Source organism: Streptomyces sp. NBC_00354 (genome assembly GCF_036106915.1).
GTDB lineage: Bacteria > Actinomycetota > Actinomycetes > Streptomycetales > Streptomycetaceae > Streptomyces.
In genome coordinates, this window is the sequence record NZ_CP107983.1 from 6,185,998 (window position 1) to 6,211,128 (window position 25,131).

The window sequence follows — 25,131 nt, forward strand, 5'->3', positions numbered from 1 at the left end:
ACACCCCGCACGACAATGCGACCCTGAAACCATGACCCAGGACTCCGCACCCCAGCCCTACGGAACCCCCGAAGTCCCCCGCGTCGCCGTCCGCGGCGAAGCCCGCCTCGAAGTCGACCCCGAAATCGCCCGCCTCGGCATCACCGTCACCGCCCGCGGCACCGACCGACGCACCGCACTCGAAGACCTCACCCGCCGCAACAACACCGTCCTCGAACTCGTCAAAAGCTACGGCGACGCCGTCGAAAAACTCGAAACCGGCGCCTTCTCCATCAACCCCGAACTCACCCGACACGGCCGCGCCGAACGCATCCGCGCCTACCACGGCCGCGTCCACATCACCACCGAACTCGCCGACTTCACCGCCCTCGGCGAACTCACCACCCGCCTCGCCGACCTCGAACTCACCAGCGTCGACGGCCCCTGGTGGGCCCTGCGCCCCACCTCACCCGCCCACGGCGAAGCCCGCCGCCAAGCCGTACTCGAAGCCGTCCAACGCGCCCGCGAATACGCCGCCGCCCTCGGCGCCGACCTCGCCGCCCTCGTCGAACTCGCCGACCTCGGCGCCGAAAACGCCCTCCCCTTCCAAGCAGCCGCCCCCGGCGCCGGCATGCGCACCATGGCCTTCAGCACCACCGAAGAAACCGCCCCGCCCCTCGACCTCGAACCCCAGCGCCAGACCGTCTACGCCCAGGTCAACGCCCGCTTCACCATGACCCCACCCCAACTGTGAACACCACCACCCCGGCCGGCGCATGGACACTGGAACCCCTCCGCGCCGACCACGCCCCCACCCTCCTCGCATTCGAACGGGACAACCGCGCCTACTTCGCACGGACCGTCCCCGACCGCGGCGACGCCTACTTCACCGAATTCGCCGACCGCCACCGCGCCCTGCTCGCCGAACACGCCGCCGGCCGCGGCACGGCCACCGCCGCCGTCGCCGAAATCTGCCGCCTCGCGCGCAGCACGTACCGGCTCTCCCGCCTCACCGCCGTCACCACCCTCGACAACCCGGCGTCCCTGACCGTCCTCCGGCGCAACGGATTCACCCAGGTCGGCACCACCACCGTCGACGGCCGCCCAGGCATCCGCCACGAGCGCACGCTCACCCCCGAGAACTGATCAAAAACGTGCACGCACGATGCCCCCGGGGGTGCTCATCAGAGCACCCCCACGCACATTCAACAATTGTCAACAACCTTTTGCCCAACGGTTGTTGAGTGGACACCCGGAACCAATTTCCTACCGCCTGGTAGGGGCATACGCTCGCCCCATGCGCCGAGCAAAAATCGTATGTACCCTGGGCCCCGCCACCGACTCATACGACCAGATCAAAGCCCTGGTCGAAGCCGGAATGGACATCGCCCGCCTCAACCTCAGCCACGGCACCTACGCCGAACACGAGGACCGCTACCAGCGCGTACGCAAAGCCTCCGACGAAACCGGCCGCAGCGTCGGCATCCTCGCAGACCTTCAAGGCCCGAAGATCCGCCTCGGCCGATTCACCGAAGGCCCCGTACTCCTTGAACGCGGCGACGAATTCACCATCACCGTCGAAGACCTCGAAGGCGACCGCCACACCTGCGGCACCACCTACAAAGGCCTCGCCGCCGACGTCACCACCGGCGAACGCATCCTCGTCGACGACGGCCGTGTCACCCTCGAAGTCACCGGCATCGACGGCCCCCGCGTCCACACCCTCGTCATCGAAGGCGGCATGGTCTCCGACCATAAAGGACTCAACCTCCCCGGAGTCGCCGTCTCCGTCCCCGCCCTCTCCGACAAGGACATCGACGACCTCCGCTGGGCCCTGCGCACCGGCGCCGACGTCATCGCCCTCTCCTTCGTCCGCAGCGGCCACGACATCCAAGACGTCCACCGCATCATGGACGAAGAAGGCCGCCGCCTCCCCGTCATCGCCAAAATCGAAAAGCCCCAAGCAGTCGAGAACATCGACGACATCGTCGCCGCATTCGACGGCATCATGGTCGCCCGCGGCGACCTCGGCGTCGAAATGCCCCTCGAACAAGTCCCCATCGTCCAAAAGCGCGCCGTCAAACTGGCCAAGCGCAACGCCAAACCCGTCATCGTCGCCACCCAGATGCTCGACTCGATGATCGACAACTCCCGACCCACCCGCGCCGAAGCCTCCGACGTCGCCAACGCCGTCATCGACGGCACCGACGCCGTCATGCTCAGCGGCGAAACCAGCGTCGGCAAATACCCCGTCGAAACGGTCAAGACGATGTCCCGCATCGTCGAAGCCGCCGAAGAAGACATCCTCGCCAAGGGCCTCCCCCCACTCACCGAACGCAGCAAGCCCCGCACCCAAGGCGGAGCCGTCGCCCGCGCAGCCGCCGAAATGGGCGACTTCCTCGGCGCCAAATTCCTCATCGCCTTCACCCAGAGCGGCGACACCGTCCGCCGACTCTCCCGCTACCGCTCACCCATCCCCCTCCTCGCCTTCACCCCCGACCCCGCCACCCGCTCCCAGCTCAACCTCACCTGGGGCGTCGAAACCTTCCTCGGCCCCCACGTCGACTCCACCGACGCCATGGTCGCCCAAGTCGAAGAAGAACTCCTGCGCATCGGCCGCTGCGTACCCGGCGACGTAGTCGTCATCACCGCCGGCTCGCCCCCCGGAGTCACCGGATCCACCAACCTGGTCCGCGTCCACCACATCGGCGACCCCGTACGCTGACCCCGCCCGCACCACCCACCGCGTCGGGCGCCTCATCTGCCCGACGCGGCCACGCCGGCCACGCCGCACCCCAACTCGCCGAAGGTCCAAGCGAAATCGACTACGCCAGGCCCCTCCACGACACCTTGACCTCAACCAAACTCGAGGTCCTACGGTGACGCGCATGACGACGATCAAGACCTACCCCCAGGACCGCCTCGCCGCCCAGCCCATCGGCTACTGGAGCCGCGAAGCCGCCACCCTGGTCATCAGCGCCCTCCGCACCTCCCTCGCCGAGGAACACCTCACCCAGCCCCACTGGTGGACCCTGAACCACATCGCCGGCGCCCCCGGAACCTGGACCCGCCCCGCCCTCACCGAGAAACTGACCCCCTACGACGACCAGAACACCGACTTCCGTGCCGTCTACGACGACCTCACCGCACGCGGCTGGCTGACCGAATCAGAGGACGGCACCCTCACCCTGACCCGGGCAGGCGAAGAAGGCCGCCTCCGCGCCCACACCCGCAACGCCGAGGTCCACACCCGCTACCGCCAGGGCATAGACGACGCCACCTACGCGGCCACGATCGACACCCTGCGCCGCATGGTCGCCAACCTGGGCGGCGACGGCGACCTGCCGTCCTAGCTAGTACTTCGGCCCGATGTGGGCGTCCATGAGAGCCACGGACGCCTTGCGGGCGATGGAGACGTTGCAGGCATTCGCCTGCTTCCACTCGACGCCGAGGCGGTCCAGCGTGCTGGTCAGGAGCCCGGTGATGTCGGCCGACTTGTTGGTGAAGAAATACCGCGGGTACTCGTAGCGCTTGCCGTTCCGGACGGTCCAGTTCGTGATCCGACACCCGTCGGAGTGGATGAGCCCCCGGACGAACTCCCACGGATGGGCATCGACGATCTCCTGCTGCCATCCTTCGAGGACGATCCGCCGCTCGTGCTTCTTGCCGGGCCCGTGCTGGGGGAACATGCACGTCCAGTGCCGACCGTAGCTGGTGACGGCGACGCAGCCTTGGCGCTGCAACACGTAGACCTTGTGGTCGGGTCGCACGGCTGTGATCGCTGCGCGGCACAGCTCGATGAGCCCCGGCCACGCGTCGGCACAGGCGATCCTCAGGTGGTGCCCGCCGCGCGGGTGCGGGCTGATGCAGCCGTCGCCGAGATAGAGGCCGAGGAGATAGGCGTAGGACGCCGCGTGGTCTGGGCCGGAACAAGGTGCCGCGTTGATGCGGGGTAGCGGTTCGATGCGTACCTGCCACGCACGGATGGCGGACCGGGATATCCCGGTTTCCCTGCTGACGGAGTTCATGCTGCGCCCGTCGGCGAGCAAGCCCAAGGCCCGTCGGCGGGTAGCCATGTCGTACATGCTGTCGACGCTGCCGTGCAGAATTCGCTCAGGCTACGCATTTCGGTGCGGTTCGCTGATACGAGTGAAGGTCACGCGATTATCGCGTGACCTTGGAAAGTGAGGAAAAGTGCCCCGGGTCGGACTCGAACCGACACTGAATGGGTTTTGAATCCATCGCCTGCTGCCAATTGGGCTACCGGGGCCCAGCGAATCGAAGGTTCCCTCCGACCCGCTGCGAGTCCACCATACCGTAGCTAGGTAGGCTCGTGGCAGTTTGCTATGCCCCGCAAAGAGGAGCCTCCAGTGACCGCCGAGCACGAGTCGACGCCCACGCCCGACGCCGACCAGTCGCACGTTCCGCCGCTGACGACCCGCGTCGTCATCGCCGAGGACGAGGCGCTCATCCGTCTCGATCTGAAAGAGATGCTCGAGGAGGAGGGCTACGCCGTGGTCGGCGAGGCCGGGGACGGGCAGACCGCCGTCGAGCTGGCCCGGGAGCACCGCCCCGACCTGGTGATCCTCGACGTGAAGATGCCGGTCCTGGACGGGATCTCCGCGGCGGAGAAGATCGCGGAGGAGTCCATCGCCCCGGTACTCATGCTGACCGCGTTCTCGCAGCGTGACCTGGTCGAGCGGGCGCGGGACGCCGGGGCCATGGCGTACCTGGTGAAGCCGTTCAGCAAGAGTGACGTGGTGCCGGCCATCGAGATGGCCGTGTCGCGTTTCGCGGAGCTGAAGGCGCTCGAGAAGGAGGTTGCGGACCTCTCGCTGCGGCTGGAGACCCGCAAGCTGGTGGACCGTGCGAAGAGCATTCTGCAGACGCAGTACGGGCTTTCCGAGCCCGCTGCGTTCCGGTGGATCCAGAAGACCTCCATGGATCGTCGTATGTCCATGCAGCAGGTTGCCGAGGCGGTCATCGAGGACGCCGAGGAGAAGAAGAACGCCGCGCAGTAGCGGGTACGCGTGAGGCCCGCCACCGGGGGACGGTGGCGGGCCTCAGGCTTGAGCGGATCTTTAGTCCTCGCCGAGGTACGCCTTGCGGACGTCCTCGTTGTGGAGGAGCTCCTGGCCGGAGCCGGAGAGCACGATCTTGCCGATCTCCATCACGTGGGCCTGGTCGGCCAGCGAGAGGGCGGCCTGGGCGTTCTGCTCGACGAGCAGGATGGTGGTGCCCGCGGCCTTGAGTTCGGCGATGGTCGCCATGATCTTCTGCATCATGAGCGGGGAGAGGCCCATGGAGGGCTCGTCCAGCATGAGCAGCTTGGGCTGGGACATGAGGGCGCGGCCCATGGCGAGCATCTGCTGTTCGCCGCCCGAGAGGGTGCCGGCGGCCTGCTTGCGGCGTTCGCCCAGGATGGGGAACATCTCGTAGGCGCGCTGGATGTCCTTCTCGATGCCGTCCTTGTCGGTGCGCAGGAAGGCGCCGAGTTGGAGGTTTTCGGCGATCGTCAGCCGGGGGAAGATGTGGCGTCCCTCGGGGGAGTGGGCGAGGCCCAGGGAGACGATCTTGTGGGCGGGGACCTGCGTGAGCGGCTTGCCGTCGAAGGTGACGGTGCCGCTGGCGGGCTTGAGGAGTCCGGAGAGGGTGCGGAGGGTGGTCGTCTTGCCGGCGCCGTTGGTGCCGACGAGGCAGACGATTTCGCCTTCGTTGACCTCGAAGGAGATTCCCTTGACGGCTTCGATCTTGCCGTAGGCGACCTTGAGGTCTTTGACCTCGAGCAGTGCGGTCACTTGGCGTCTCCGTCCGTGCTGGTGGTGCTGGTGGTGCTGTCGGCGTCGGCGTCGGCGTCCGCTTCCGCTTCCGGCTCCGCGTCGGCGTCCGGCTCAGCTTCGGCCTCGGCCTCTGCCTCGGCCTCTGCCTCGGCCTCTGCCTCGGCCTCTGCCTCTGCCGGTGCCTCGGCCTCTGCCTCCGCCTCGGCCGACGCGTCGGCTTCGGCGGCTTCGATCACGGCGACCTCCGCCGCGCCCGGGTCGCCTTCGAAGGGCTCGCCGAGGTAGGCGGCGATGACGCGCTCGTCGCCCTGGACCTCGGCTGCGGTGCCTTCGATGAGCTTTTCGCCCTGGACGAGGCAGGCGACGCGGTCGCAGAGGTTGAAGATGAAGCGCATGTCGTGCTCGATGACGAGTACGGCGATGCCCATGTCCCGGATCGCGAAGATGAGTTCTTCGGCGGCGCGGGTTTCCTGCGGGTTCATGCCGGCGGTCGGCTCGTCCAGGAGGATGAGACCGGGGTCGCTGGCGAGCGCGCGGGCGATTTCGAGCTTGCGCTGTTCGCCGTAGGGGAGGTTCTTGGCGAGGTGCTGTGCCTTCTTCTCCAGGCCGATGAACTCGAGGAGTTCCATGGCCCGTGCCTCGCTGGCGGCTTCGGCCTTCTTGAAGCCGGGGCCGCGCAGGAGGGCGGACCAGAGGCCTTCCTTGGTGCGGGTGTGGCGTCCGACGAGGACGTTCTCCAGCACCGTCATGTTGTGGAAGAGCCGGATGTTCTGGAAGGTGCGGGCGATGCCGGCGCTGGTGACCAGGTGGGGCTTGGGCGGCAGGACCGTGCCCTTGTAGCTGACGGTTCCCTCGGTGGGGACGTACAGCCCGGTGAGGCAGTTGAAGAAGGTGGTCTTGCCGGCGCCGTTGGGGCCGATGAGTCCGACGATCTCGCCCGCGTTGACCTTGAGGTCGACGCCCTTGACGGCGGTGAGGCCGCCGAAGCGCATGGTGACGCCGCTGGCATCGAGGACGGTGGTCGTCGTGGTGGTGTCTGTGGTGGTCATGGTGTTCACGCCCCCGCCTTGGCGGTGGCCAGGTCCGTGGGGGCCTGGTCAGCGGTGTCGTCGTGGAACTCGAGCTGCGCGCGCTTGTTGGCGATGAGGCCTTCGGGGCGGAAGCGCATGAGCAGGATGAGGGCGATGCCGAAGGCGAGGAGCTGGTAGTCCTGGAGGAAGGCCAGCTTCGCCGGGATCAGGAAGAGCAGTGCGGCGCCGAGGATGGGGCCGCGGATGGTGCCCATGCCGCCGAGGATGACGGCGGCGAGGAGGAACGCGGAGTTCGGCGGGACGGGCCCGGCGAAGACGTAGTTCTCGGGGACGACCGTGCTGTTGACGTGTGCCTGGACGGTGCCGGCGAGGCCGGCGAGGGTGGCGCCGAGGGCGAAGGCGATGAGCTTGACCTTGAAGCCGTTGATGCCCATGGCTTCGGCGGCGGTCTCGTCTTCGCGGATGGCGACCCAGGCGCGGCCGATGCGGCTGTTGCCGGCACGGGCGAAGACCAGGATGACGAGTGCCATCACGAGCAGCATCAGGAAGTAGTAGTTGGCGTAGGCGCCGAGGACGATGCCGCCGACCGTGTGCGACTCCCCGAAGTTCCACCCGAAGAGTTCGAGGTGGGGGATGTTGGGGATGCCGTTGGGGCCGTTGGTGATGTCGGGGCCGGAGGTGCCGTCGAGGTTGCCCATGGCGATGCGGAAGATTTCTCCGAAGCCGAGGGTGACGATGGCGAGGTAGTCGCCGCGCAGGCGGAGGGTCGGGGCTCCGATGATCACGCCGAAGATGAGCGAGGCGAGGGCGCCGACGATGACCGCTGCCCAGAAGGGCAGTTGGAAGCCGAAGGCGGAGGCGGTGCTGCCGGAGACCAGGGCGGCGGCGTAGGCGCCGACGCCGAGGAAGGCGACGTATCCGAGGTCGAGGAGTCCTGCGAGGCCGACGACGACGTTGAGGCCGAGGGCGACGGTGGCGAAGATCAGGATGTTGACCGCGATGAGCGTGTAGGTGTCGCCGCTCTGCTGGATGAACGGGAAGGTGATCGCGGCGGCCGCGGTACCGATGAGGGTGACCTGGCGGTTCTTCGCGGTGAGGAGGCCGAGTCGGTCGAAGAGACCGGACTTGAGCAGGGCGAAGGCCGCGAAGCCGACGATGATCAGGTACGTGACGAAGAGCTGCGGCTCCTTGTCGTCGGTGTCGATGCCGAAGGTGACGACGTAGAGGCCGACGGCGAAGGCGCCGATGATGATGAGGATCTCGCCCCAGGAGGGCAGCTTCTTGGCGGCGGCCGCCTTGTGGCTGTCGTCGGGGAGCTTGTACGCGGCGAGGGCCGGGACGAGCGAGCCGATGAGGGCGAGGTAGGCGCCGGGCTCCAGGTGGACGAAGCCGCCGAGGACCCATGCGATGGCGATGACGGTGAACCAGGTGCCGGCGAGGGTGCCGAGCGAGAGGATCCACACGGGCTTGCGGGCGCCGGTGGGGGTGAGCCAGCGCAGGCCCTTGACGCCGAGCGCGGAGAGCGCGTGGGCGGCGGTGAGGAGGGCGCCGACGAGGCTCAGGAACTGGATGGGGGCCGGGCTGCCGTAGTAGGTGAGGTCACCGGGGAACTCGGAGGTCCAGGTCCAGGCGAGGAAGGTGCTGATGATGGTCAGCAGGCTTCCGCCGATGACTGCGTAGAGCAGTGCGGTGCGGGAGACGTCGCCGGTGGCCTCGGCCTCGGCTTCGAGCGGGAGGGTTGCTTCGTTGGTCATGGTTCTCACGCCCGATCCGCGACGCGCTCACCGAGCAGGCCTTGTGGCCGCACGAGGAGGACGACGATGAGGAGTACGAACGCCCAGACGTTGGACCAGGCTCCACCGCCGAGCTGCGACATGCCGGGGATGTCTTCGATGTAGGCGATCGACAGGGCTTCGGCGAGGCCGAGGACGACGCCGCCGACCATGGCTCCGTAGATGTTGCCGATGCCGCCGAGGACGGCTGCGGTGAAGGCCTTGAGGCCGAGTATGAAGCCCATCTCGAAGTTGATCTGGCCCTTGTCGAGGCCGTAGGCGACGGCGGCGACGGCGGCGAACGCGGCACCGATGGCGAAGGCCATGACGATGATGCGGTCGGTGTTGATGCCCATCAGCTTCGCGGTGTCGGGGTCCTGCGCGGTGGCCTGCATGGCGCGGCCGCTGCGGCTCTTCTGGACGAAGACGCCGAGGGCGAGCATGCAGAGCGGGGCGAGGATGAGGACGAAGGCGTCCGCGCGCTGGATGGCCAGGCTGTCGGTGATCTTGAAGGCTTCGCCCTTGAACTCGGGGAAGCTGACGGCCTTCTTGGCGTCCGGGTAGAACTGCCAGACGAGCTGCTGGAGCGCGATCGAGAGGCCGATTGCGGTGATGAGGGGTGCGAGCCGGGGAGCGCTGCGCAGGGGACGGTACGCGAAGCGTTCGGCTCCCATGGCGACGAGGACGGAGACGAGGGAGCCTCCGATGATCATGACGGGTATCGCGATCAGCAGGGAGGTGCCGGTCGGGAGGATGGCGTAGGCGGTGAGTGCGCCGAAGCCGCCGATCATGAAGATCTCGCCGTGGGCGAAGTTGATGAGCTGGACGATGCCGTAGACCATGGTGTACCCGATGGCGATGAGGCCATAAAGGGCACCGAGGGCAAGGCCGTTGGCCAGCTGTTGCGGCAGTTCGTGCACCGCAGGGCCTCCGATGAGCGTGTCGGATAAGACTCCGCGCGAGGGCGCTGTTGCGCCCTCGCGCGGTGGTTTGGTTCAGGTGGTGCTGGTGGTGCGGGGTGCTACGGGATTACTGGTTGAACGTGTCGCTCTTGACGTCGATCCACTTGCCGCCCTCGACCTTGTAGACCGTGAGCTGCTTGTTGGTGGTGTCGCCGTACTCGTCGAAGGCGACCTTGCCGGTCACGCCCTCGAAGGACACCTTGCCGAGGGCCTCGACGACCTTGGCGCGGGCGTCGGTGGGGAGCTTGCCGCCGTTGGCGGCGACGACGGCCTTGACGGCCTGGACGACGGACCAGCCGGCGTCGTAGGAGTAGCCGCCGTAAGCCGCGTAGGGGTCCTTGTAGCCGCCGGCCTGGTAGTCGGCGATGAAGGTCTTGGCGGTGGGCAGCTTCTCGACCGGGTAGCCGATGGAGGTGGAGAGGTCGCCCTCGTTGGCCTCGCCGGAGGCGGTGATGAAGGCGGGGTCCTGGATGCCGTCGCCGCCCATGAGCGGGATGTTGGCTCCGGCCTTCTTGATCTGGTCGGCGAGGAGGCCGCCCTCGGGGTACTGGCCGCCGAAGTAGACGGAGTCGGCGCCGGAGGACTTGACCTTGTCGGCGGTGGAGGAGAAGTCGGTCTCCTTCACGGTGACGTGGTCGGTGCCGACGACCTCGCCGCCGAGCTTCTTGAACTCGTCGGCGAAGATCGCGGCGAGGCCGGCGCCGTAGGTCTGCTTGTCGTCGACGACGAAGACCTTCTTCTTGCCGGCGTCCTTGAAGAGGTACTGGGCGGCGAACTTGCCCTGGACCACGTCGGTGGCGGCGGTGCGGAAGTAGGTCTTGAAGGGGCGCTTGAACTCGCCCTTGCCCCAGTTGTCGCCCTGGCTGAGCGCGGGGTTGGTGTTGGCGGGGGAGACCTGCGCCAGGTTGGCGGAGGCGAAGACTCCCTGCATCTGCTGTGCGACGCCGGAGTTCAGCGGGCCGACGACGCCGACGACGTCCTTGTTGCCGACGAGCTTGGTGGCGTTGGCCTGGCCGGAGGCCGGGACGGCCTGGTCGTCGAGGGCCTCGACCTTGAACTCGATGCCCGGGACCTCGTTGTTCTTGTTGGCCGTCTTGGCCGCGAGGTCGACGGAGTTCTTGATGCCCTGGCCGAGGGCAGAGAGCGAGCCGGTGAGGGGGGCGTCCACGCCGATGACGACGACGGTCTTGGAGCCGCCGGACTTGTCCCCGCCGGTCTTGGCCTCATCGCGCGATCCGCAGGCGGTGAGGGTCAGTGCTCCCGTGGTGATCACGGTGGTGAGGACGAGCAAAGAACGGTGTCGCACGATTCTTCCTTTCCCTGGCGCGGCCCCCTCATTTGAGGTGCCGTTTGGTCGCCGGGCCGCACTGGGAGGTCCACGGCCGTGCTGGGTTGCGCTCAAGTGGCGCGGTGACTGGCCGTGACTCTAGGCCGAGGTGGCGAGTGCGGGGAGCAGGGAAAGGATGATGTGACTGTCTTGTTATGCCGAGGCCAAGAATGTGCGGCGGGAGTGCGGACAAAACGGACGTATTGTGACTTCGGGGAATGTCCGCATGGTGAGAATTCACCGTTCCCCTAAGGGGCTTGAGGGGTTCATGCTCCTGTCATTGATCAAAAGTGGCCAATTGTCGCTGACTGTGCCCGAAGGAATCCGGTGGGTGGCATTCCGCCGGGGAAAAAGGGGATTCTGTGGGGCGTCGGCATTACTGTGGGTAATTTTTCTTCTTGATCCACTTCGGGTGAATCGATCTTGTTCCGGGGTCCTGCGGGCTTCCGACCTGCGGATCGACCGTCCACCGCAGGGTGCCCGGAAGCCGGACAGCGCACGCGGGATTCCGGTCACCCGGCCGGGCTCGGGGGCCGCCAGTTCTCAGAACTCCACGTGGCCCCGTTCTGCTCGGCGCAGCGCTGCGCCACGAATCGGTCGACCAGTTCAAGTGCCTTGTCCAGACCGGCAGTTCGCTCCTCGGCGCGGCCTGCGGCGACGGCTTCCTCGTGGATCTTGTACTGATCGTTGGAGAGGCCCTTCTGTTCCCAGTCCAGGCCGGACCATTTGCTGCCCTTGAGGGTCTCCTTCACCCAGTAGGACACCAGACTTGTGCAGATCTGGGCGGGCGAGGAGGGGCTGGATACGGGCGTTGACGGGGCCTGCGGGGCGGTTGGTGCGGAAGTGGAGCATCCGGACATGGTGAGCGCCGTGAGCAGTGCGGTGATGCCGTACCGGGCCGCGATGCGTGGCTGGGTCCCCATGAAGGGAAGGTAGGACGTCACCTTCGGTGACACAACAGTCGTCGCGGCGCCGGGTGCGGACTGGCGGATTCCGGGCGGTTTCGGGGCCGGGCGTATACGCCGCAGGCCCGGATCCGGCCCCCGGGAGGGGCGGGATCCGGGCCTGCGGGGCTCGTGGCGTACGGCTCAGGCCTCGGCGGCGGGGTCCGCGTCGCGCAGCAGGCAGGTCAGGCGGGCGGTGCACACGCGCCGGTCCTGCTCGTCGCTGATCACGACCTCGTACGTGGCGGTGGAGCGGCCGCGGTGGACGGGGGTGGCGACGCCGGTGACCACGCCCGACCGTACGCCGCGGTGGTGGGTGCAGTTCAGGTCGACACCGACGGCGACCTTGGTGATGCCACCGTGCATCATCGCGCCGACCGAGCCGAGGGTCTCGGCGAGGACGGCGGAGGCCCCGCCGTGCAGCAGCCCGTACGGCTGGGTGTTGCCCTTGACCGGCATGGTGCCGACGACGCGCTCGGCCGAGGCCTCGAGGATGCGGATGTCCATCCGCTCGCCGAGGTCGCCCGCCGAGAACAGCGCGGGCAGGTCGATGCCCAGGGCCGAGTACTCGTCGAGGACCTCCTGCGGGAACTTCACAGCGTGCTGCTCACCCATGGGCGGGCTCCGTTCGTCAACGATCGTTAACCATCTTGTCCTGAGGTCGTTCTATCAGGCTGGTTCGAAGCGCACGACGACGGACTTGCTCGCGGGGGTGTTGCTGGTGTCGGCGGTGGAGTCGAGCGGGACCAGCACGTTGGTCTCGGGGTAGTACGCGGCCGCGCAGCCCCGGGCCGTCGGGTAGTGCACCACGCGGAAGCCGGGGGCGCGCCGCTCCACGGCGTCGTTCCACTCGCTCACCAGGTCGGTGTACGAGCCGTCCGCGAGCCCGAGCTCCGCGGCGTCCTCGGGGTGGACCAGGACGACGCGGCGGCCGCCGGTGATCCCGCGGTAGCGGTCGTCGAGGCCGTAGATGGTGGTGTTGTACTGGTCGTGGCTGCGCAGGGTCTGCAGGAGCAGCCGGCCCTCGGGGATCTTCGGGTACTCGACGGGCGCGGCGGTGAAGTTGGCCTTGCCGGTCTTCGTAGGGAAGCGGCGCTCGTCGCGCGGGGCGTGCGGGAGCTGGAAGCCTCCGGGGCGGGCCACGCGGGCGTTGAAGTCCTCGAAGCCGGGGATCACGCGGGCGATCCGGTCGCGGATCGTCGCGTAGTCCCGCTCGAACTCCTCCCACGGGGTCTTTGAGGCCTGGCCGAGGACGGCGCGGGCCATGCGGGCCACGATCGCGGGCTCGGAGAGCAGGTGCGGCGAGGCCGGGGCGAGGTTGCCGCGCGAGGAGTGGACCATGCCCATGGAGTCCTCGACGGTGACGAACTGCTTGCCGGAGGCCTGGATGTCCTTGTCGGTGCGGCCGAGGGTGGGCAGGATCAGGGCGCGCCGGCCGGTGACCGCGTGGGAGCGGTTGAGCTTGGTGGAGACGTGGACGGTCAGGGAGGCGCGGCGGATCGCGGCCTCGGTGACCTCGGTGTCGGGGGTGGCGCCGACGAAGTTGCCGCCCATGGCGAAGAGGACCTTGGCCTCGCCGTCGCGCAGGGCCTGGATGGAGCGGACCACGTCGAAGCCGTGCCCGCGCGGCGAGGTGATCTTGAATTCCTTGTCGAGGGCGTCGAGGAAGGCGGGCGCGGGGCGCTCGAAGATCCCCATGGTGCGGTCGCCCTGGACGTTGGAGTGGCCGCGCACGGGGCAGACGCCGGCGCCGGGGCGGCCGATGTTGCCGCGCAGCAGGAGGAGGTTGACGACCTCGCGGATGGTGGCGACGGCGTGCTTGTGCTGGGTGAGGCCCATGGCCCAGCAGACGATGGTGCGCTTCGAGGCCAGGACCATGGCCAGCGCCTGCTCGATCTCGGGCCGGGTCAGGCCGGTGGCGGTGAGGGTCTCGGCCCAGTCGGCCTTCTCGGCGGCGGCCGCGAGCTCCTCGTAGCCGTGGGTGTGCTCGCGGATGAAGGCCTCGTCGGTGGCGCCCTCCGTCTCGATGACGAGCTTGTTGAGGAGGCGGAAGAGGGCCTGGTCGCCGCCGATGCGGATCTGCAGGAACAGATCGTTCAGGGCGGTTCCCTTGAGCATGCCGATCGGGGTCTGCGGGTTCTTGAACCGCTCCATCCCGGCCTCGGGCAGCGGGTTGACCGAGATGATCTTCGCGCCTGCGGACTTGGCCTTCTCCAGGGCGGAGAGCATGCGCGGGTGGTTGGTGCCCGGGTTCTGCCCGGCGACGATGATCAGGTCGGCCTGGTGGAGGTCCTCGAGGGAGACGCTGCCCTTGCCGATGCCGATGGTCTCGGTCAGCGCGGAGCCCGAGGACTCGTGGCACATGTTGGAGCAGTCGGGCAGGTTGTTGGTACCGAACTCGCGGGCGAACAGCTGGAAGAGGAACGCGGCCTCGTTGCTGGTGCGGCCCGAGGTGTAGAAGAGGGCCTCGTCCGGGGAGTCGAGGGCCGTCAGCTCCTCGGCGATGATCTCGAAGGCCCGCTCCCAGGAGACCGCCTCGTACCGGTCGCCGCCCTCGGGGAGGGCCCCTCTTTCCAGGAGCATGGGCTCGGTGATCCGGCCCTGCTGGCCCAGCCAGTAGCCGGAGCGGCCGGCGAGGTCGGCCAGGGGGTGCTCGGCGAAGAAGTCCGGGGTGACCCGGCGCAGCGTGGCCTCCTCGGCGACGGCCTTGGCGCCGTTCTCGCAGAACTCGGCGGTGTGCCGCTTGTCTCCCTCGGGCCAGGCGCAGCCCGGGCAGTCGAAGCCGTTCTTCTGGTTGACCTTGAGCAGGGTGCGCGCGGTGCGGGCGACGCCCATCTGCCGCTGGGCGATCCGCAAGGTGTGCCCGATCGCGGGCAGACCGGCGGCGGCCTGCTTGGGGGGCGCGACCTGCGGCGCGTCCTGTGCGGGATCACCTGCGGGCGGCTTGGTGGCCATGTCGCTCCCCTTTGAGCAGTCGAGCATCGCGGCGTGGGCCGCTGTTCGTATTCGCGTAGGCGTCCGATCCTGTCACGCCCTGCGGACATCGCCGACGCCGGAATTGTCAGCGGGGCCGCCTAGGATCGGGGGTGTGGCAGAGAACGCATCGAAGAAGACCGACCAGACGACCGCAGCGGACCGCCCCCGCCTGATGCTCATGGACGGGCACTCCCTGGCGTACCGGGCGTTCTTCGCGCTGCCCGCGGAGAACTTCACGACCGCGACCGGCCAGCCGACGAACGCCATCTACGGCTTCGCGTCGATGCTGGCCAACACGCTGCGCGACGAGGCTCCCACGCACTTCGCGGTGGCGTTCGACGTCTCGCGCAAGACGTGGCGCTCGACGGAGTTCCCCGAGTACAAGGCGAACCGCTCCAAGACCCCCGACGAGTTCAAGGGGCAGGTCGAGCTGATCGGCGAGCTCCTGGACGCGATGAAGGTGCCGCGCTTCGCGGTCGACGGCTTCGAGGCCGACGACGTGATCGCCACGCTGGCGACGCAGGCGGAGGCCCTGGGCTTCGAGGTGCTGATCGTCACCGGCGACCGGGACTCCTTCCAGCTCGTCTCCGAGCACACCACCGTGCTGTACCCGACCAAGGGCGTCTCCGAGCTGACCCGGTTCACCCCGGAGAAGGTCGAGGAGAAGTACGGGCTCACCCCGCAGCAGTACCCGGACTTCGCGGCGCTGCGCGGCGACCCGTCCGACAACCTGCCCGGCATCCCGGGCGTCGGCGAGAAGACCGCCGCGAAGTGGATCACCCAGTTCGGGTCGTTCGCGGAGCTCGTGGAGCGCGCCGAGGAGGTCAAGGGCAAGGCCGGGCAGAACTTCCGGGACCACCTGGAGGCCGTGAAGCTGAACCGGGTCCTGACCGAGATGGTCAAGGACGTCGAGCTGCCCAAGGCCGCGGGCGACCTGGCGCGCCTCCCGTACGACCGCTCCGCCGTCACCGGCGTGCTGGACGTGCTGGAGATCCGCAATGCCTCGCTGCGCGAGCGGCTGCTCGCGGTGGACCCGGGCGCGGCCGAGGAGGAGGCCCCGGCTCCGGCCGCCGGCGTGGAGCTGGATGCGAGCGTGCTGGGCGCGGGCGAGCTGGCGCCGTGGCTGGCGAGCCACGCGGGCGGGCCGCTCGGTGTCTCCACCGTGGACAGCTGGGCGCTGGGCCAGGGCAATGTGAGCGAGATCGCGCTGGCCGCGGCCGGCGGGGCCGCCGCCTGGTTCGAGCCGTCCTCGCTGGACGAGGCCGACGACCGGGCCTTCGCGGCCTGGGCCGCCGACCCGGCGCGCCCCAAGGTGGTGCACAACGCGAAGGGCCTGATGCGGGTCTTCCCCGAGCACGGCTGGAGCCTGGCCGGCGTCACCATGGACACCGCGCTCGCCGCGTACCTGGTCAAGCCGGGCCGCCGCTCCTTCGCCCTGGACGTGCTGTCCAACGAATACCTGCACCGCGAGCTCCAGCCCGCCGCGGCCGACGGCCAGCTGGCCTTCGGCGCCGACGAAACCGCCGAGGCGGAGGCCCTGATGGCGCAGGCCCGCGCCGTCCTCGACCTCGGCGACGCGTTCACCGGCAAGCTCGCCGAGGTCGGCGCGGCCGAGCTGCTCCACGACATGGAGCTGCCCACCTCCGAGCTGCTGGCCCGGATGGAACGGTCCGGCATCGCCGCCGACCGCGACCACCTGGAGGCCATGGAGCTGCAGTTCGCCGGAGCCGTGCAGCAGGCGGTGAAGGAGGCGCACGCGGCGGTCGGGCACGAGTTCAACCTCGGCTCGCCCAAGCAGCTCCAGGAGGTCTTCTTCGGCGAGCTGGACCTGCCCAAGACGAAGAAGACCAAGACCGGCTACACCACGGACGCGGACGCGCTGGCCTGGCTGGCCACGCAGACCGACCACGAACTGCCGGTGATCATGCTCCGCCACCGGGAGCAGGCCAAGCTGCGCGTCACCGTCGAGGGCCTCGTCAAGACGATCGCCGCCGACGGCCGGGTGCACACCAGCTTCAGCCAGACCGTCGCCGCGACCGGACGCCTGTCCTCGACCGACCCCAACCTGCAGAACGTGCCGGTGCGCACCGACGAGGGCCGCGCCATCCGCCGCGGCTTCGTGGTCGGCGAGGGCTTCGAATCCCTCATGACGGCCGACTACAGCCAGATCGAGCTGCGCGTCATGGCCCACCTCTCCGAGGACGAGGGCCTGATCGAGGCGTTCCTGTCCGGTGAGGACCTGCACACCACCGTCGCCTCCCAGGTGTTCGGCGTGGAGCGCTCCGAGGTCGACGCCGAGATGCGCCGCAAGATCAAGGCCATGTCGTACGGGCTCGCGTACGGGCTGTCCGCCTTCGGGCTCTCGCAGCAGCTGAACATCGAGCCCGCCGAGGCGCGCGGCCTGATGGAGACCTTCTTCGAGCGGTTCGGCGGGGTCCGGGACTACCTGGGCCGCGTGGTCGAGGAGGCCCGGGCCACCGGGTACACGGCGACGGTCTTCGGACGCCGCCGGTATCTGCCCGACCTCAACAGCGACAACCGGATGCGCCGTGAGGCCGCCGAGCGGATGGCGCTGAACGCCCCGATCCAGGGCACCGCCGCCGACATCGTCAAGGTCGCCATGCTGCGTGTGGACCGGGCGATCACCGAGGCGGGCCTGAAGTCGCGGATGCTGCTCCAGGTCCACGACGAAATCGTGCTGGAGATCGCCCCCGGCGAGCGGAGATCAGTCGAGGAGCTGGTGCGCCGCGAAATGGCCGCCGCCGTCGAGCTCCGCGCCCCGCTGGACGTGTCCGTCGGCGTCGGCGCCGACTGGGAGTCCGCGGCGCACTGATGCCGGAGCCGGCCCGGTCCGGCTCCGGCCACGGCGGCAGCGCCCCGTGACGCCCGTCCCCGCTACCCAGCGGGGACGGGCGTCCGCGTTTCTGCGTCGGCCGGCCCGGGCTCGAACCGCGGCTGCGGGCGGCCGGGGCCGCGGTGGCGCAGCCGGACCAGCGCCGCGAACAGCAGCAGGCCCAGGGCGAGGCCGCCACCCGCGCCGAAGCAGACGGTCGGGATGATGTCGAGCGGGCTCTTGATCCGGTCGTAGAAGGTGAAGAAGCGGATCACCCGCAGCGTCACCCCGGCCGCGACGCACGCCGCGATCAGGGCGTACGAGCCGGCCAGCGCGGCCCTGCCGAGGGCCGGGACGCACGCGGGTGCGGGCCGGTCGGGCAGCCGGCGCACGGCCGTCACCGTGAACCAGAGCAGGGCGACGGCGGCGAGCGCCGAGGTCCCGTACTGGAGGAACGTGTACAGGGGGTACCCGAACGCGAGCGGCTCACCGAGCCGGGGCACAAGGTTCGTCCCCCACCGGTCCAGGTGCGTGAAGCTGTCCCACACCACGTGGGTCAGGGATCCGGCGACCGCCGACAGGTAGAACCACAGCGCCAGCCGCCCCGGCCGGCGACCGCCCCGCCACGGCTCGCCCCGCAGCAGGGCGTGCATCCGGCCCTGCCGGGCCCGCGGCAGGAGTGACACCAGCGGCTCGCGCAGCAGCACCCAGAACGCGGCGAGTGCGGCGGTCAGCACCGCGTCCGCGGTGAACACACCGGGCAGCGAGTGGGTGAATCCGCCGTACTGCATGACGCCCCCGACGACCGCGTCCGCGAAGTAGAACGTGTCCGGCGCGAACGATCCCAGGACGAGCGCTGAAGCGACCAGCGGCCCACGGGCGCGCCCGGCCCGGCGGACGGCCGGCAGCACGGCGGCCGCGTGGCTGAGGGTGAACGGCATTGCATCTCTTCCTTACTTCGGGCCAATGCGTCCCGAACGGTCGGGACAGTATGCGTGAGCTGCACGGGACGTGGGGAAGTCGTGAAATCCGGGCAGCGATCCGTGCAGTGTGAAGGGAGTTGACGTATGGTCACGCCGACTTCGAGGGGGAGGGGACCCGGATCATGTCGGTTCGGAAGACGACTCGGTTGACGCAATGGTTCACGGCCGGGTTCGGACGCGGGCTGCGCAGGGGCGGGGCCGCCGCCCTGGCCTGTGCGGCCGTGGTCGCCGCGGTGACGGCCTCCCAAGCCCCGCCCGGCGAGCGGATATCCGCGGCCGGCGAGGACGGTGCGCAGACCGCGCAGCCGTCGCAGTCGGCCGGATCTGGCGGGGACTCCGCCTACTTCACCGAACTCCCGCCCCTGGCCGGCTCCGAGCCGTCGGCGGCCCCGCTGCCGCAGGACGCCCCGGCCGCGGAGCCGGGCGCGGCGGCCGAGGGGCCGGCGCACAACGAGCCGGTGGCGATGGGCGGCGGGGAGGGCGCGCAGGGGATACCGGCAACCGTCCTGGCGGCGTACCGGCTGGCGGAGAAGAAGGTGGGAGAGACCGACCCCGGATGCGGGCTGCGCTGGCAGCTGCTCGCGGCGATCGGCAAGGTCGAGTCCGGGCAGGCGGGCGGGGGCCGCGTGGACGCCGCCGGCACCACACTGCGGCCGATCCTGGGCCCGGTACTCGACGGCAACGGCTTCGCGAACATCCGCGACACGGACGGCGGGGCCTACGACGGGGACGCCACGTACGACCGGGCCGTCGGCCCGATGCAGTTCATCCCGTCCACGTGGGCGGCGTGGGGCCAGGACGCGGACAGCGACGGCCGCCGCAACCCGAACAACGTCTACGACGCGTCCCTCGCGGCCGCCCGCTACCTCTGTGCAGGCACCCGGGACCTCCGGCTCCCCGCCGACCTGGACCGCGCGGTGCTCTCGTACAACCAGTCCGCGGAGTACCTCCGCACGGTGAAGTCGTGGTTCACGTACTACCTCAAGGGAACGCACGAAATCCCGGACGGCACCAGCCCCCAGCCCCCCACCCCGACGCCGAAGCCGACCCCGACGCCGAGCCCGACGCCGCCCCCCACGCCGACGCCGAGCCCGACCCCCACCCCGAGCCCGACGCCGCCCCCCACGCCGACGCCGAGCCCGACCCCCACGCCGACCCCGAGCCCGACCCCCACCCCGAGCCCGACGCCGACACCCTCCCCCACGCCCACTCCGAAGCCGACTCCGACGCCCACCCCGAAGCCGACTCCGACGCCGAGCCCGACATCGACGCCGAGTCCGACCCCCACGCCGACGCCGAGTCCGACCGCCACGCGCACGCCGGCCCCGACGGCCACGCGCACGCCGACGCCGGCTCCGAGCACGAAGCCGACCTCGGCGTCCGGTTCCCTACCGGGTGCTCAGGGTCAGCTCTCGACCCAGAGCGCGTACCGGCCCCCGCCGAGCGCGTCGCAGTAGGCGTAGCCCGCGTTCTCGGACTGTGGCCGGCCGGGGGGACGGCTCGTTTCGGGCTGGTCCGAAACGAAGGCGGGCAGCGCCAGCGCCAGCGAACACGCCGGCATCCTGCGCCGAGCCGGACTCACCACCCTCATCCGCGACCGCAAGGCCGTCCTCCACACGCCCACCCACACCGGCCTCGCCCTCCTCAACACCAGCCAGGCCGGGTGACCGGCGGGGGCTGCCGGCCGGAAGGCCCGGCGCGGGGCCGAGCGCAGGTCACAGGGTGCTCCCGGTGATCCCCGGCTCTGACGGTTCTCATCTCGCCTCCGCATTGCTACGGTGCCTCATTCCTGACGCCCTATCAGATTCCGGAGGCCCGGCATGCGCGCATTCGTCGCCGCCGCCATCGGGCTGGCCGCCGCGCTGGCCCTCGTGTTCGCCATCACGGCGTTCGGGGTGCCGGAAGGCAAGACCTCGCCCAAGCCGCTGCTCACCACCGCGCCCGCCGCGCCCGGAAAGTAAGAGGAGGCCCGGCCATGCGACGCAGAGCGAGCCTCGTCCTGCTTGCCCTGGCGGTGTTCTGCGCAGCCCTCGCACCGCTGCTGCGCTGGTACGCGTACCCCCGGCTCGCAAAGATCCCGCCGAACCAGTACCAGGAGATGGTCCTGGAGGCGAAGGACGCGACCCTCCTCGACTACACCGCCGGCATGCAGCCGAAGAAGGTCGACAAGGTCACCATCGTCCAGACCCTCAAGGGCAACGTCGAGGCGTCGAAGGAGATCGAGGCGAGCGCCGGCAAGGACGTCGTCGTCTGGGACACGCTGTCGTACATCATGGGCCCGGACGGGAAGATGGTCTCCCAGATCCCCGAGCGCTACATCTTCGACGCCCACACCCAGGACCCGGTGCACGCCACCGGCGAGGCGGTGGACGGGGACCCGGTCAAGCGCGAGGGCATCGAGTTCAAGTGGCCGTTCTTCACCGAGCCGCGCGACTACCTCTACTTCGACGCGCAGACCCGTACCGCCTCGCCCATCCACTACGTCGGCCCGCGCACGTACCGCGGGATGGACGTCTACTACTACGAGCAGACCGTCCCGTGGACGAAGGTCTCGCTCCCGAAGAAGATGCCGATCGAGGGCATCGACCCGGCGACGTTCGAGCAGAGCACCGGCACCAGCCTCTGGTACAAGGTCAAGGCCATGTTCTGGGTCGACCCGGTCACCGGGGCTCCCGTCAACGCCGAGCAGATCATCGAGCAGGAGATGCGCGGCGGCATCGCGGCCGGCGCGCCCGACGGCAGGCTCACCGTCTTCGCCGGAGACGTCAAGATGCGCGAGGACTACGCCGACTACACCGTCGACCTGGTCAAGTCCAACCGTACGAAGGTCCTCGCGCTGCACACGTACGCTCCGATCGGCCTGGCGGCCGGCGCCCTCGTACTGCTCGGGCTGGCGCTGTGGCTGGAGGCCCGCGGCCGCCGCGCCGAGCCGGAGGACGGGGACGGGGAGGGGCTCACCACGAGGCTCACTGCTGTCGCTTGAGCCGGGCGTTGGTGTGCCGGGTCGGCTGGGCGGTGGCCGGGTCCTCCGGCCAGGGGTGCTTGGGGTAGCGGCCGCGGAGCTCGGCGCGTACGGCGCGGTAGCCGCCCTGCCAGAACGAGGCCAGGTCGGCGGTCACGGCGGCGGGCCGCCCGGCCGGGGACAGCAGGTGGACCAGCACGGGCACCCCGGCCACCTTCGGGGTCTCGGCCAGCCCGAACAGCTCCTGCAGCTTCACGGCGAGGACGGGCCGGCCGTGCCCCTGTTCCTGGTCGGCGGAGTAGTCCACCCGGATCCGGGAGCCGCTGGGCACCTCGATCCGCTCCGGGGCCAGCTCGTCGAGGCGGGCGGCCTCGCCGGTGGCCCAGGGCAGCAGCCGGTTCAGGGCCTGCCCGGCGTCGATCCGCCCGAGGTCGGCGCGGCGCCGGGCCCGGGACAGCTCGGGCTCGAGCCAGTCGTCGGCGCGGTCCAGCAGGGCGCCGTCGTCCTGGACGTCGGGCCAGCCGCCGCCGAGGGTGCGGTGCAGGAAGCCGAGCCGGGCCCGGAGGGCGTGCGCGTCCGCGGACCAGCGCAGCAGGCCGAGCCCTTCGCTGCGCAGGCCGTCGAGGAGGGCCTCGCGCACGAGGTCCGGGTCGGGGTTCCGCAGCGGCCGTGCGGCCAGCTCGATGGCGCCGAGCCGTTCCACGGAGCGGGCGACGAGGTCGCCGTCCTCCCAGTGCACCTCCTCGCCCGCTTGCAGCAGGTGGTCGGCCGCGGCCCGGGCGGTGTCCTCGTCGAGGGCCGCGGCGAGGCGGATGCGGGCGGAGGCGGAGTGCGGGGGCCTGTCGGCGACTGCGACGGCCAGCCAGGGCGCGCTGCGCAGCGGTGATCCGTCGGGGAGTTCGGCTCCGGTGCCGTTGGCCATGAGGAAGGCCGCCCGGCCCTTGGCCTTCGCGACGCGTTCGGGGAATGCCAGGGCCGCGACGAGCCCGGCGGCGGCGTCGTCGGTGGGGGAGGGCCCCGCAGGGTTCCCGGAGGCGGCGGCGCGCTCCAGGCGGCGGGCCTCCGCCCGCCAGCGCGCGGCGTACGCGTCGCCGCCCGCGCGGGCCCGGCGCCAGGCGGCGGCCAGGTCGTCCCCGTACTCCCGCGGCGGCTCCTCGCTCAGCAGGGCGACCAGCTCCGCCGCCCGGCGGGCCCCCAGCGCGGCGGAGCCGTCCAGCAGGGCCCGGGCCAGGCGCGGGTGCAGGCCGAGGCGGGCCATCCGCTGCCCGCGCGGGGTGACCAGGCCCGCCGGGGACACCGCGCCCACCGCCACCAGCACCTCCCGCGCCGCGGCCATCGCCCCGGTCGGCGGCGGGTCCAGCAGCGCCAGGCCCGTCGCGTCCGCGTCGCCCCAGCACGCGGCCTGCAGCGCGAACTGCGCCAGGTCCGCCATCCGGATCTCGGGAGAGGGGAACCCCGGCAGGCGGCCGTCCTCCGCCTCCGTCCAGCAGCGGTACACCGCCCCCGGCGCCTCGCGCCCCGCCCGGCCCGCCCGCTGGCGTCCGGCCGCGCGGGACGCCCGTACGGTCGCCAGCGCGCCCAGACCCCGGGCATGGTCCACCCGGGGCTCGCGGGCCAGCCCCGAGTCCACGACCACCCGTACGCCCGGCACGGTCAGGCTCGACTCCGCGACGGCGGTGGAAAGGATCACCCTGCGGTGCTGTGCGACGCAGAGCGCCGCGTCCTGGACCGCCGCCGGGGCGCGGCCGTGTATCTGGAGGACCTCCGCGTCGACCCCGCCCAGCTGCCCCGCGACCCGGGCGATCTCGCCGACGCCGGGCAGGAAGCACAGCACGTCGCCGCTGCGCTCCGCGAGCGCCCGCCGCACCACCGAGGCCACGTGCGTCAGCTGCGCCGGGTCCACCCGCATCCCGTGCGGGGGCCGCACCGGCCGCGGCGGCGGCGCCCAGACCGTCTCCACCGGGTACGAGACCCCCGCGGCCTCCACCACCGGCGCGCCGCCGGGACGGCCACGACCGAGTACGCGGGCCCAGCCGGCCGCGTCGGTCGTCGCCGAAGCCGCCACGAGCCGCAGCTCCGGGCGCAGGTTTTCCCGTACGTCCAGGAGGAACGCGGCGACCGTGTCGGCGTCGAGGTGCCGCTCGTGGCACTCGTCCAGCATCACCAGGTCCACGCCGGACAGCTCCTGGTCGCGCTGCAGCCGCTGGAGCAGCACCCCGGTGGTCACGACCTCGACCACCGTCCCCGGCCCCGCGACCCGCTCGCCGCGCACCGTGAAGCCCACCGGGCCGCCGACCGCCTCGCCCAGCAGCCAGGCCATCCGGCGCGCCGCCGCCCGGGCGGCGATCCGCCGGGGCTCGGCCACGACGACCCGGCGCCGGGGCCCGCCGCCGACCAGCCCGGCCAGGACCAGCGGCACCAGCGTGGTCTTGCCGGTGCCGGGCGGGGCGCAGAGCACCGCCGTGCCGTGGGCGTCCAGCGCGGAGACCAGTGCGGGCACGGCCTCCCGTACGGGAAGGGCGTCGAGGTCGGCGGTACGGATCACGTCAGTCGCTCCCCGAGCCTTCGGCCCGGGGCGCCCATCTCGCTTCGTTCGCAGACGAAGATCGCGGTGCCGGGGATCAGGTTGCCGCGCAGCGGGGACCAGCCGCCCCACTCCTGCGTGTTCCAGGCGGGCCACTCCGGCTCCACCAGGTCCACCAGGCGGAACCCGCCCGCCACCACGTCGCGGACCCGGTCGCCGAGGGTGCGGTGGTGCTCCACATATACGGCGCGGCCCTCCTCGTCCTGCTCCACGTACGGGGTCCGGTCGAAGTAGGAGGCGGCGACGGAGAGCCCCTCCGGGCCGGGCTCGTCGGGGAACGCCCAGCGGATCGGGTGGGTGACGGAGAAGACCCAGCGGCCGCCGGGGCGCAGGACGCGGTGCACCTCGCGCATGACGTTGACGGGGTCGGCGACGAAGGGGACGGCTCCGTACGCGGAGCAGGCCAGGTCGAAGGAGCCATCGCGGAAGGGCAGCCGGCCGGCGTCCGCCTCCACGAGGGGTACGTCATCGCCGATGCGCAGGGCGTGCTGGAGCTGGCGGTGGGAGAGGTCCAGGGCCACCGGGCGGGCGCCCCGGGAAGCCAGCCAGCGCGAGCACTGGGCGGCGCCGGCGCCGATCTCCAGGACGTCCTTGTCCTTGAGGGACTCCGCCGGGCCGAGCAGCGCGGCCTCCGCCTCGTCCAGGCCCTCCGGCCCCCAGACGAAGCGGTCGTCGCCGAGGAACGCTCCGTGCTCGTTCTGGTACTCGTCGGCGTTGCGGTCCCACCAGCCGCGGCTCGCCCGGCTGCTCTCCGCATCGCCGGCGTCACGCCGCGTGGCCTCGGCGTCGTCGTCGGCGCCGCCATCGGCTTCGTACGCTTCTTCGGGGGCGTAGTCCTCTTGGTTCATGGGGCCTGTCGTCGTAGTCTGCGGAAAGAGTTCGAAACGAGGTGGGGAAGCGCCATCGGCGCTCGCCCGCCCACGAATTGTGCCGGTTATGCGGTGATCCGCCCGGAGTGTGCGCCTTCGCGCATTGACCCTGTCCGGCTGCCCCCGTAT

Annotated in this window: 21 protein-coding genes and 1 tRNA gene; 9 read left to right on the forward strand and 13 right to left on the reverse strand. The window is 70.5% G+C overall.

The window, feature by feature from the left end; genetic code table 11:
• The first annotated feature begins 31 nt into the window (after positions 1-31).
• The 4 genes from OHT74_RS28375 (at position 32) to OHT74_RS28390 (ending at position 3,332) form a co-directional block, all read left to right on the forward strand.
• Positions 32-733, forward strand: coding sequence for an SIMPL domain-containing protein (locus tag OHT74_RS28375; protein ID WP_266668062.1), 702 nt, complete (start codon positions 32-34; stop codon positions 731-733).
• Positions 730-1,125, forward strand: coding sequence for a GNAT family N-acetyltransferase (locus tag OHT74_RS28380; protein WP_328621765.1), 396 nt, complete (start codon positions 730-732; stop codon positions 1,123-1,125). The genes OHT74_RS28375 and OHT74_RS28380 overlap by 4 nt, the downstream gene beginning before the upstream one ends.
• Before the next feature lie 151 nt (positions 1,126-1,276).
• Positions 1,277-2,704, forward strand: a complete 1,428-nt coding sequence (gene pyk, locus OHT74_RS28385) for a pyruvate kinase (protein ID WP_266993915.1) — start codon at positions 1,277-1,279, stop codon at positions 2,702-2,704.
• A gap of 163 nt (positions 2,705-2,867) precedes the next feature.
• On the forward strand, positions 2,868-3,332 hold the full coding sequence (locus OHT74_RS28390; RefSeq protein WP_328621766.1) for a MarR family transcriptional regulator: 465 nt from the start codon (positions 2,868-2,870) through the stop codon (positions 3,330-3,332).
• On the opposite strand, the gene OHT74_RS28395 is transcribed toward OHT74_RS28390, so the two are convergent.
• Positions 3,333-4,064: a helix-turn-helix domain-containing protein gene (locus OHT74_RS28395; RefSeq protein ID WP_328621767.1), complete on the reverse strand. Its 732-nt coding sequence runs from the start codon at positions 4,062-4,064 to the stop codon at positions 3,333-3,335. It lies immediately after the preceding gene.
• 110 nt (positions 4,065-4,174) lie between these two features.
• Positions 4,175-4,249 (reverse strand) — tRNA-Leu (locus OHT74_RS28400).
• A gap of 100 nt (positions 4,250-4,349) precedes the next feature.
• Between OHT74_RS28400 and OHT74_RS28405 the strand changes: the two genes are divergently transcribed.
• Complete coding sequence (locus OHT74_RS28405) at positions 4,350-5,000, forward strand: ANTAR domain-containing response regulator (protein ID WP_266668072.1); 651 nt, start codon at positions 4,350-4,352, stop codon at positions 4,998-5,000.
• Between the two features lie 60 nt (positions 5,001-5,060).
• Here the strand turns inward: OHT74_RS28405 and OHT74_RS28410 are convergent, their stop codons facing one another.
• The 8 genes from OHT74_RS28410 to OHT74_RS28445 all read right to left on the reverse strand — a co-directional run bounded on the left by OHT74_RS28410 (position 5,061) and on the right by OHT74_RS28445 (position 14,750).
• Positions 5,061-5,777: an ABC transporter ATP-binding protein gene (locus OHT74_RS28410; RefSeq protein WP_328621769.1), complete on the reverse strand. Its 717-nt coding sequence runs from the start codon at positions 5,775-5,777 to the stop codon at positions 5,061-5,063.
• Entirely contained in the window at positions 5,774-6,808 is a 1,035-nt protein-coding gene (locus OHT74_RS28415; RefSeq protein WP_328621770.1) for an ABC transporter ATP-binding protein, read from the reverse strand. The genes OHT74_RS28410 and OHT74_RS28415 overlap by 4 nt, the downstream gene beginning before the upstream one ends.
• Positions 6,809-6,813: 5 nt before the next feature.
• Positions 6,814-8,544, reverse strand: coding sequence for a branched-chain amino acid ABC transporter permease (locus OHT74_RS28420; RefSeq protein WP_266668078.1), 1,731 nt, complete (start codon positions 8,542-8,544; stop codon positions 6,814-6,816).
• A 5-nt stretch (positions 8,545-8,549) separates the two neighbouring features.
• Positions 8,550-9,482 (reverse strand): branched-chain amino acid ABC transporter permease, encoded by a 933-nt coding sequence (locus tag OHT74_RS28425; protein ID WP_030292127.1) that lies wholly within the window; start codon positions 9,480-9,482, stop codon positions 8,550-8,552.
• 109 nt (positions 9,483-9,591) lie between these two features.
• Complete coding sequence (locus tag OHT74_RS28430; RefSeq protein ID WP_266668080.1) at positions 9,592-10,830, reverse strand: branched-chain amino acid ABC transporter substrate-binding protein; 1,239 nt, start codon at positions 10,828-10,830, stop codon at positions 9,592-9,594.
• 533 nt (positions 10,831-11,363) lie between these two features.
• Positions 11,364-11,774 (reverse strand): hypothetical protein, encoded by a 411-nt coding sequence (locus OHT74_RS28435; RefSeq protein ID WP_328621771.1) that lies wholly within the window; start codon positions 11,772-11,774, stop codon positions 11,364-11,366.
• Positions 11,775-11,939: 165 nt separating this feature from the next.
• Positions 11,940-12,410, reverse strand: a complete 471-nt coding sequence (locus OHT74_RS28440) for a PaaI family thioesterase (RefSeq protein WP_328621772.1) — start codon at positions 12,408-12,410, stop codon at positions 11,940-11,942.
• Between the two features lie 54 nt (positions 12,411-12,464).
• Positions 12,465-14,750: an FdhF/YdeP family oxidoreductase gene (locus tag OHT74_RS28445; RefSeq protein WP_328621773.1), complete on the reverse strand. Its 2,286-nt coding sequence runs from the start codon at positions 14,748-14,750 to the stop codon at positions 12,465-12,467.
• A gap of 133 nt (positions 14,751-14,883) precedes the next feature.
• Between OHT74_RS28445 and polA the strand changes: the two genes are divergently transcribed.
• A complete protein-coding gene (gene polA / locus OHT74_RS28450; RefSeq protein ID WP_266668088.1) occupies positions 14,884-17,604 on the forward strand; it encodes a DNA polymerase I in 2,721 nt (906 codons plus the stop codon).
• A gap of 62 nt (positions 17,605-17,666) precedes the next feature.
• Here the strand turns inward: polA and OHT74_RS28455 are convergent, their stop codons facing one another.
• Positions 17,667-18,545 carry a DUF4184 family protein gene (locus OHT74_RS28455; protein WP_328621774.1) on the reverse strand — a complete coding sequence of 293 codons (879 nt, stop codon included), beginning with the start codon at positions 18,543-18,545 and terminating at the stop codon, positions 17,667-17,669.
• A 188-nt stretch (positions 18,546-18,733) separates the two neighbouring features.
• Here OHT74_RS28455 and OHT74_RS28460 point away from each other — a divergent pair, with 188 nt between their 5' ends.
• The 3 genes from OHT74_RS28460 to OHT74_RS28470 all read left to right on the forward strand — a co-directional run bounded on the left by OHT74_RS28460 (position 18,734) and on the right by OHT74_RS28470 (position 21,570).
• A complete protein-coding gene (locus OHT74_RS28460) occupies positions 18,734-20,044 on the forward strand; it encodes a lytic transglycosylase domain-containing protein (protein ID WP_328621775.1) in 1,311 nt (436 codons plus the stop codon).
• A 363-nt stretch (positions 20,045-20,407) separates the two neighbouring features.
• Positions 20,408-20,548 carry an SPW_0924 family protein gene (locus tag OHT74_RS28465; protein WP_107093454.1) on the forward strand — a complete coding sequence of 47 codons (141 nt, stop codon included), beginning with the start codon at positions 20,408-20,410 and terminating at the stop codon, positions 20,546-20,548.
• A 14-nt stretch (positions 20,549-20,562) separates the two neighbouring features.
• Positions 20,563-21,570 (forward strand): DUF3068 domain-containing protein, encoded by a 1,008-nt coding sequence (locus tag OHT74_RS28470; RefSeq protein ID WP_266668092.1) that lies wholly within the window; start codon positions 20,563-20,565, stop codon positions 21,568-21,570.
• Here the strand turns inward: OHT74_RS28470 and hrpB are convergent.
• Positions 21,554-24,094, reverse strand: coding sequence for an ATP-dependent helicase HrpB (gene hrpB, locus OHT74_RS28475; protein WP_328621776.1), 2,541 nt, complete (start codon positions 24,092-24,094; stop codon positions 21,554-21,556). The two genes, OHT74_RS28470 and hrpB, sit on opposite strands and share 17 nt — an antisense overlap.
• Positions 24,091-24,981, reverse strand: a complete 891-nt coding sequence (locus OHT74_RS28480) for a class I SAM-dependent methyltransferase (RefSeq protein WP_328621777.1) — start codon at positions 24,979-24,981, stop codon at positions 24,091-24,093. The genes hrpB and OHT74_RS28480 overlap by 4 nt, the downstream gene beginning before the upstream one ends.
• Between the last annotated feature and the right edge of the window lie 150 nt (positions 24,982-25,131).

What these genes read in the sequence shown, in the direction of transcription:
- OHT74_RS28375 (WP_266668062.1), top strand. Translation starts at nt 32, where the DNA reads ATGACCCAGGACTCCGCACCCCAGCCCTACGGAACCCCCGAAGTCCCC.
- pyk (WP_266993915.1), top strand. Translation starts at nt 1,277, where the DNA reads ATGCGCCGAGCAAAAATCGTATGTACCCTGGGCCCCGCCACCGACTCA.
- OHT74_RS28390 (WP_328621766.1), top strand. Translation starts at nt 2,868, where the DNA reads ATGACGACGATCAAGACCTACCCCCAGGACCGCCTCGCCGCCCAGCCC.
- OHT74_RS28395 (WP_328621767.1), bottom strand. Translation starts at nt 4,064, where the DNA reads ATGTACGACATGGCTACCCGCCGACGGGCCTTGGGCTTGCTCGCCGAC.
- OHT74_RS28415 (WP_328621770.1), bottom strand. Translation starts at nt 6,808, where the DNA reads ATGACCACCACAGACACCACCACGACGACCACCGTCCTCGATGCCAGC.
- OHT74_RS28420 (WP_266668078.1), bottom strand. Translation starts at nt 8,544, where the DNA reads ATGACCAACGAAGCAACCCTCCCGCTCGAAGCCGAGGCCGAGGCCACC.
- OHT74_RS28435 (WP_328621771.1), bottom strand. Translation starts at nt 11,774, where the DNA reads ATGGGGACCCAGCCACGCATCGCGGCCCGGTACGGCATCACCGCACTG.
- OHT74_RS28440 (WP_328621772.1), bottom strand. Translation starts at nt 12,410, where the DNA reads ATGGGTGAGCAGCACGCTGTGAAGTTCCCGCAGGAGGTCCTCGACGAG.
- OHT74_RS28445 (WP_328621773.1), bottom strand. Translation starts at nt 14,750, where the DNA reads ATGGCCACCAAGCCGCCCGCAGGTGATCCCGCACAGGACGCGCCGCAG.
- OHT74_RS28455 (WP_328621774.1), bottom strand. Translation starts at nt 18,545, where the DNA reads ATGCCGTTCACCCTCAGCCACGCGGCCGCCGTGCTGCCGGCCGTCCGC.
- OHT74_RS28465 (WP_107093454.1), top strand. Translation starts at nt 20,408, where the DNA reads ATGCGCGCATTCGTCGCCGCCGCCATCGGGCTGGCCGCCGCGCTGGCC.
- OHT74_RS28470 (WP_266668092.1), top strand. Translation starts at nt 20,563, where the DNA reads ATGCGACGCAGAGCGAGCCTCGTCCTGCTTGCCCTGGCGGTGTTCTGC.
- OHT74_RS28480 (WP_328621777.1), bottom strand. Translation starts at nt 24,981, where the DNA reads ATGAACCAAGAGGACTACGCCCCCGAAGAAGCGTACGAAGCCGATGGC.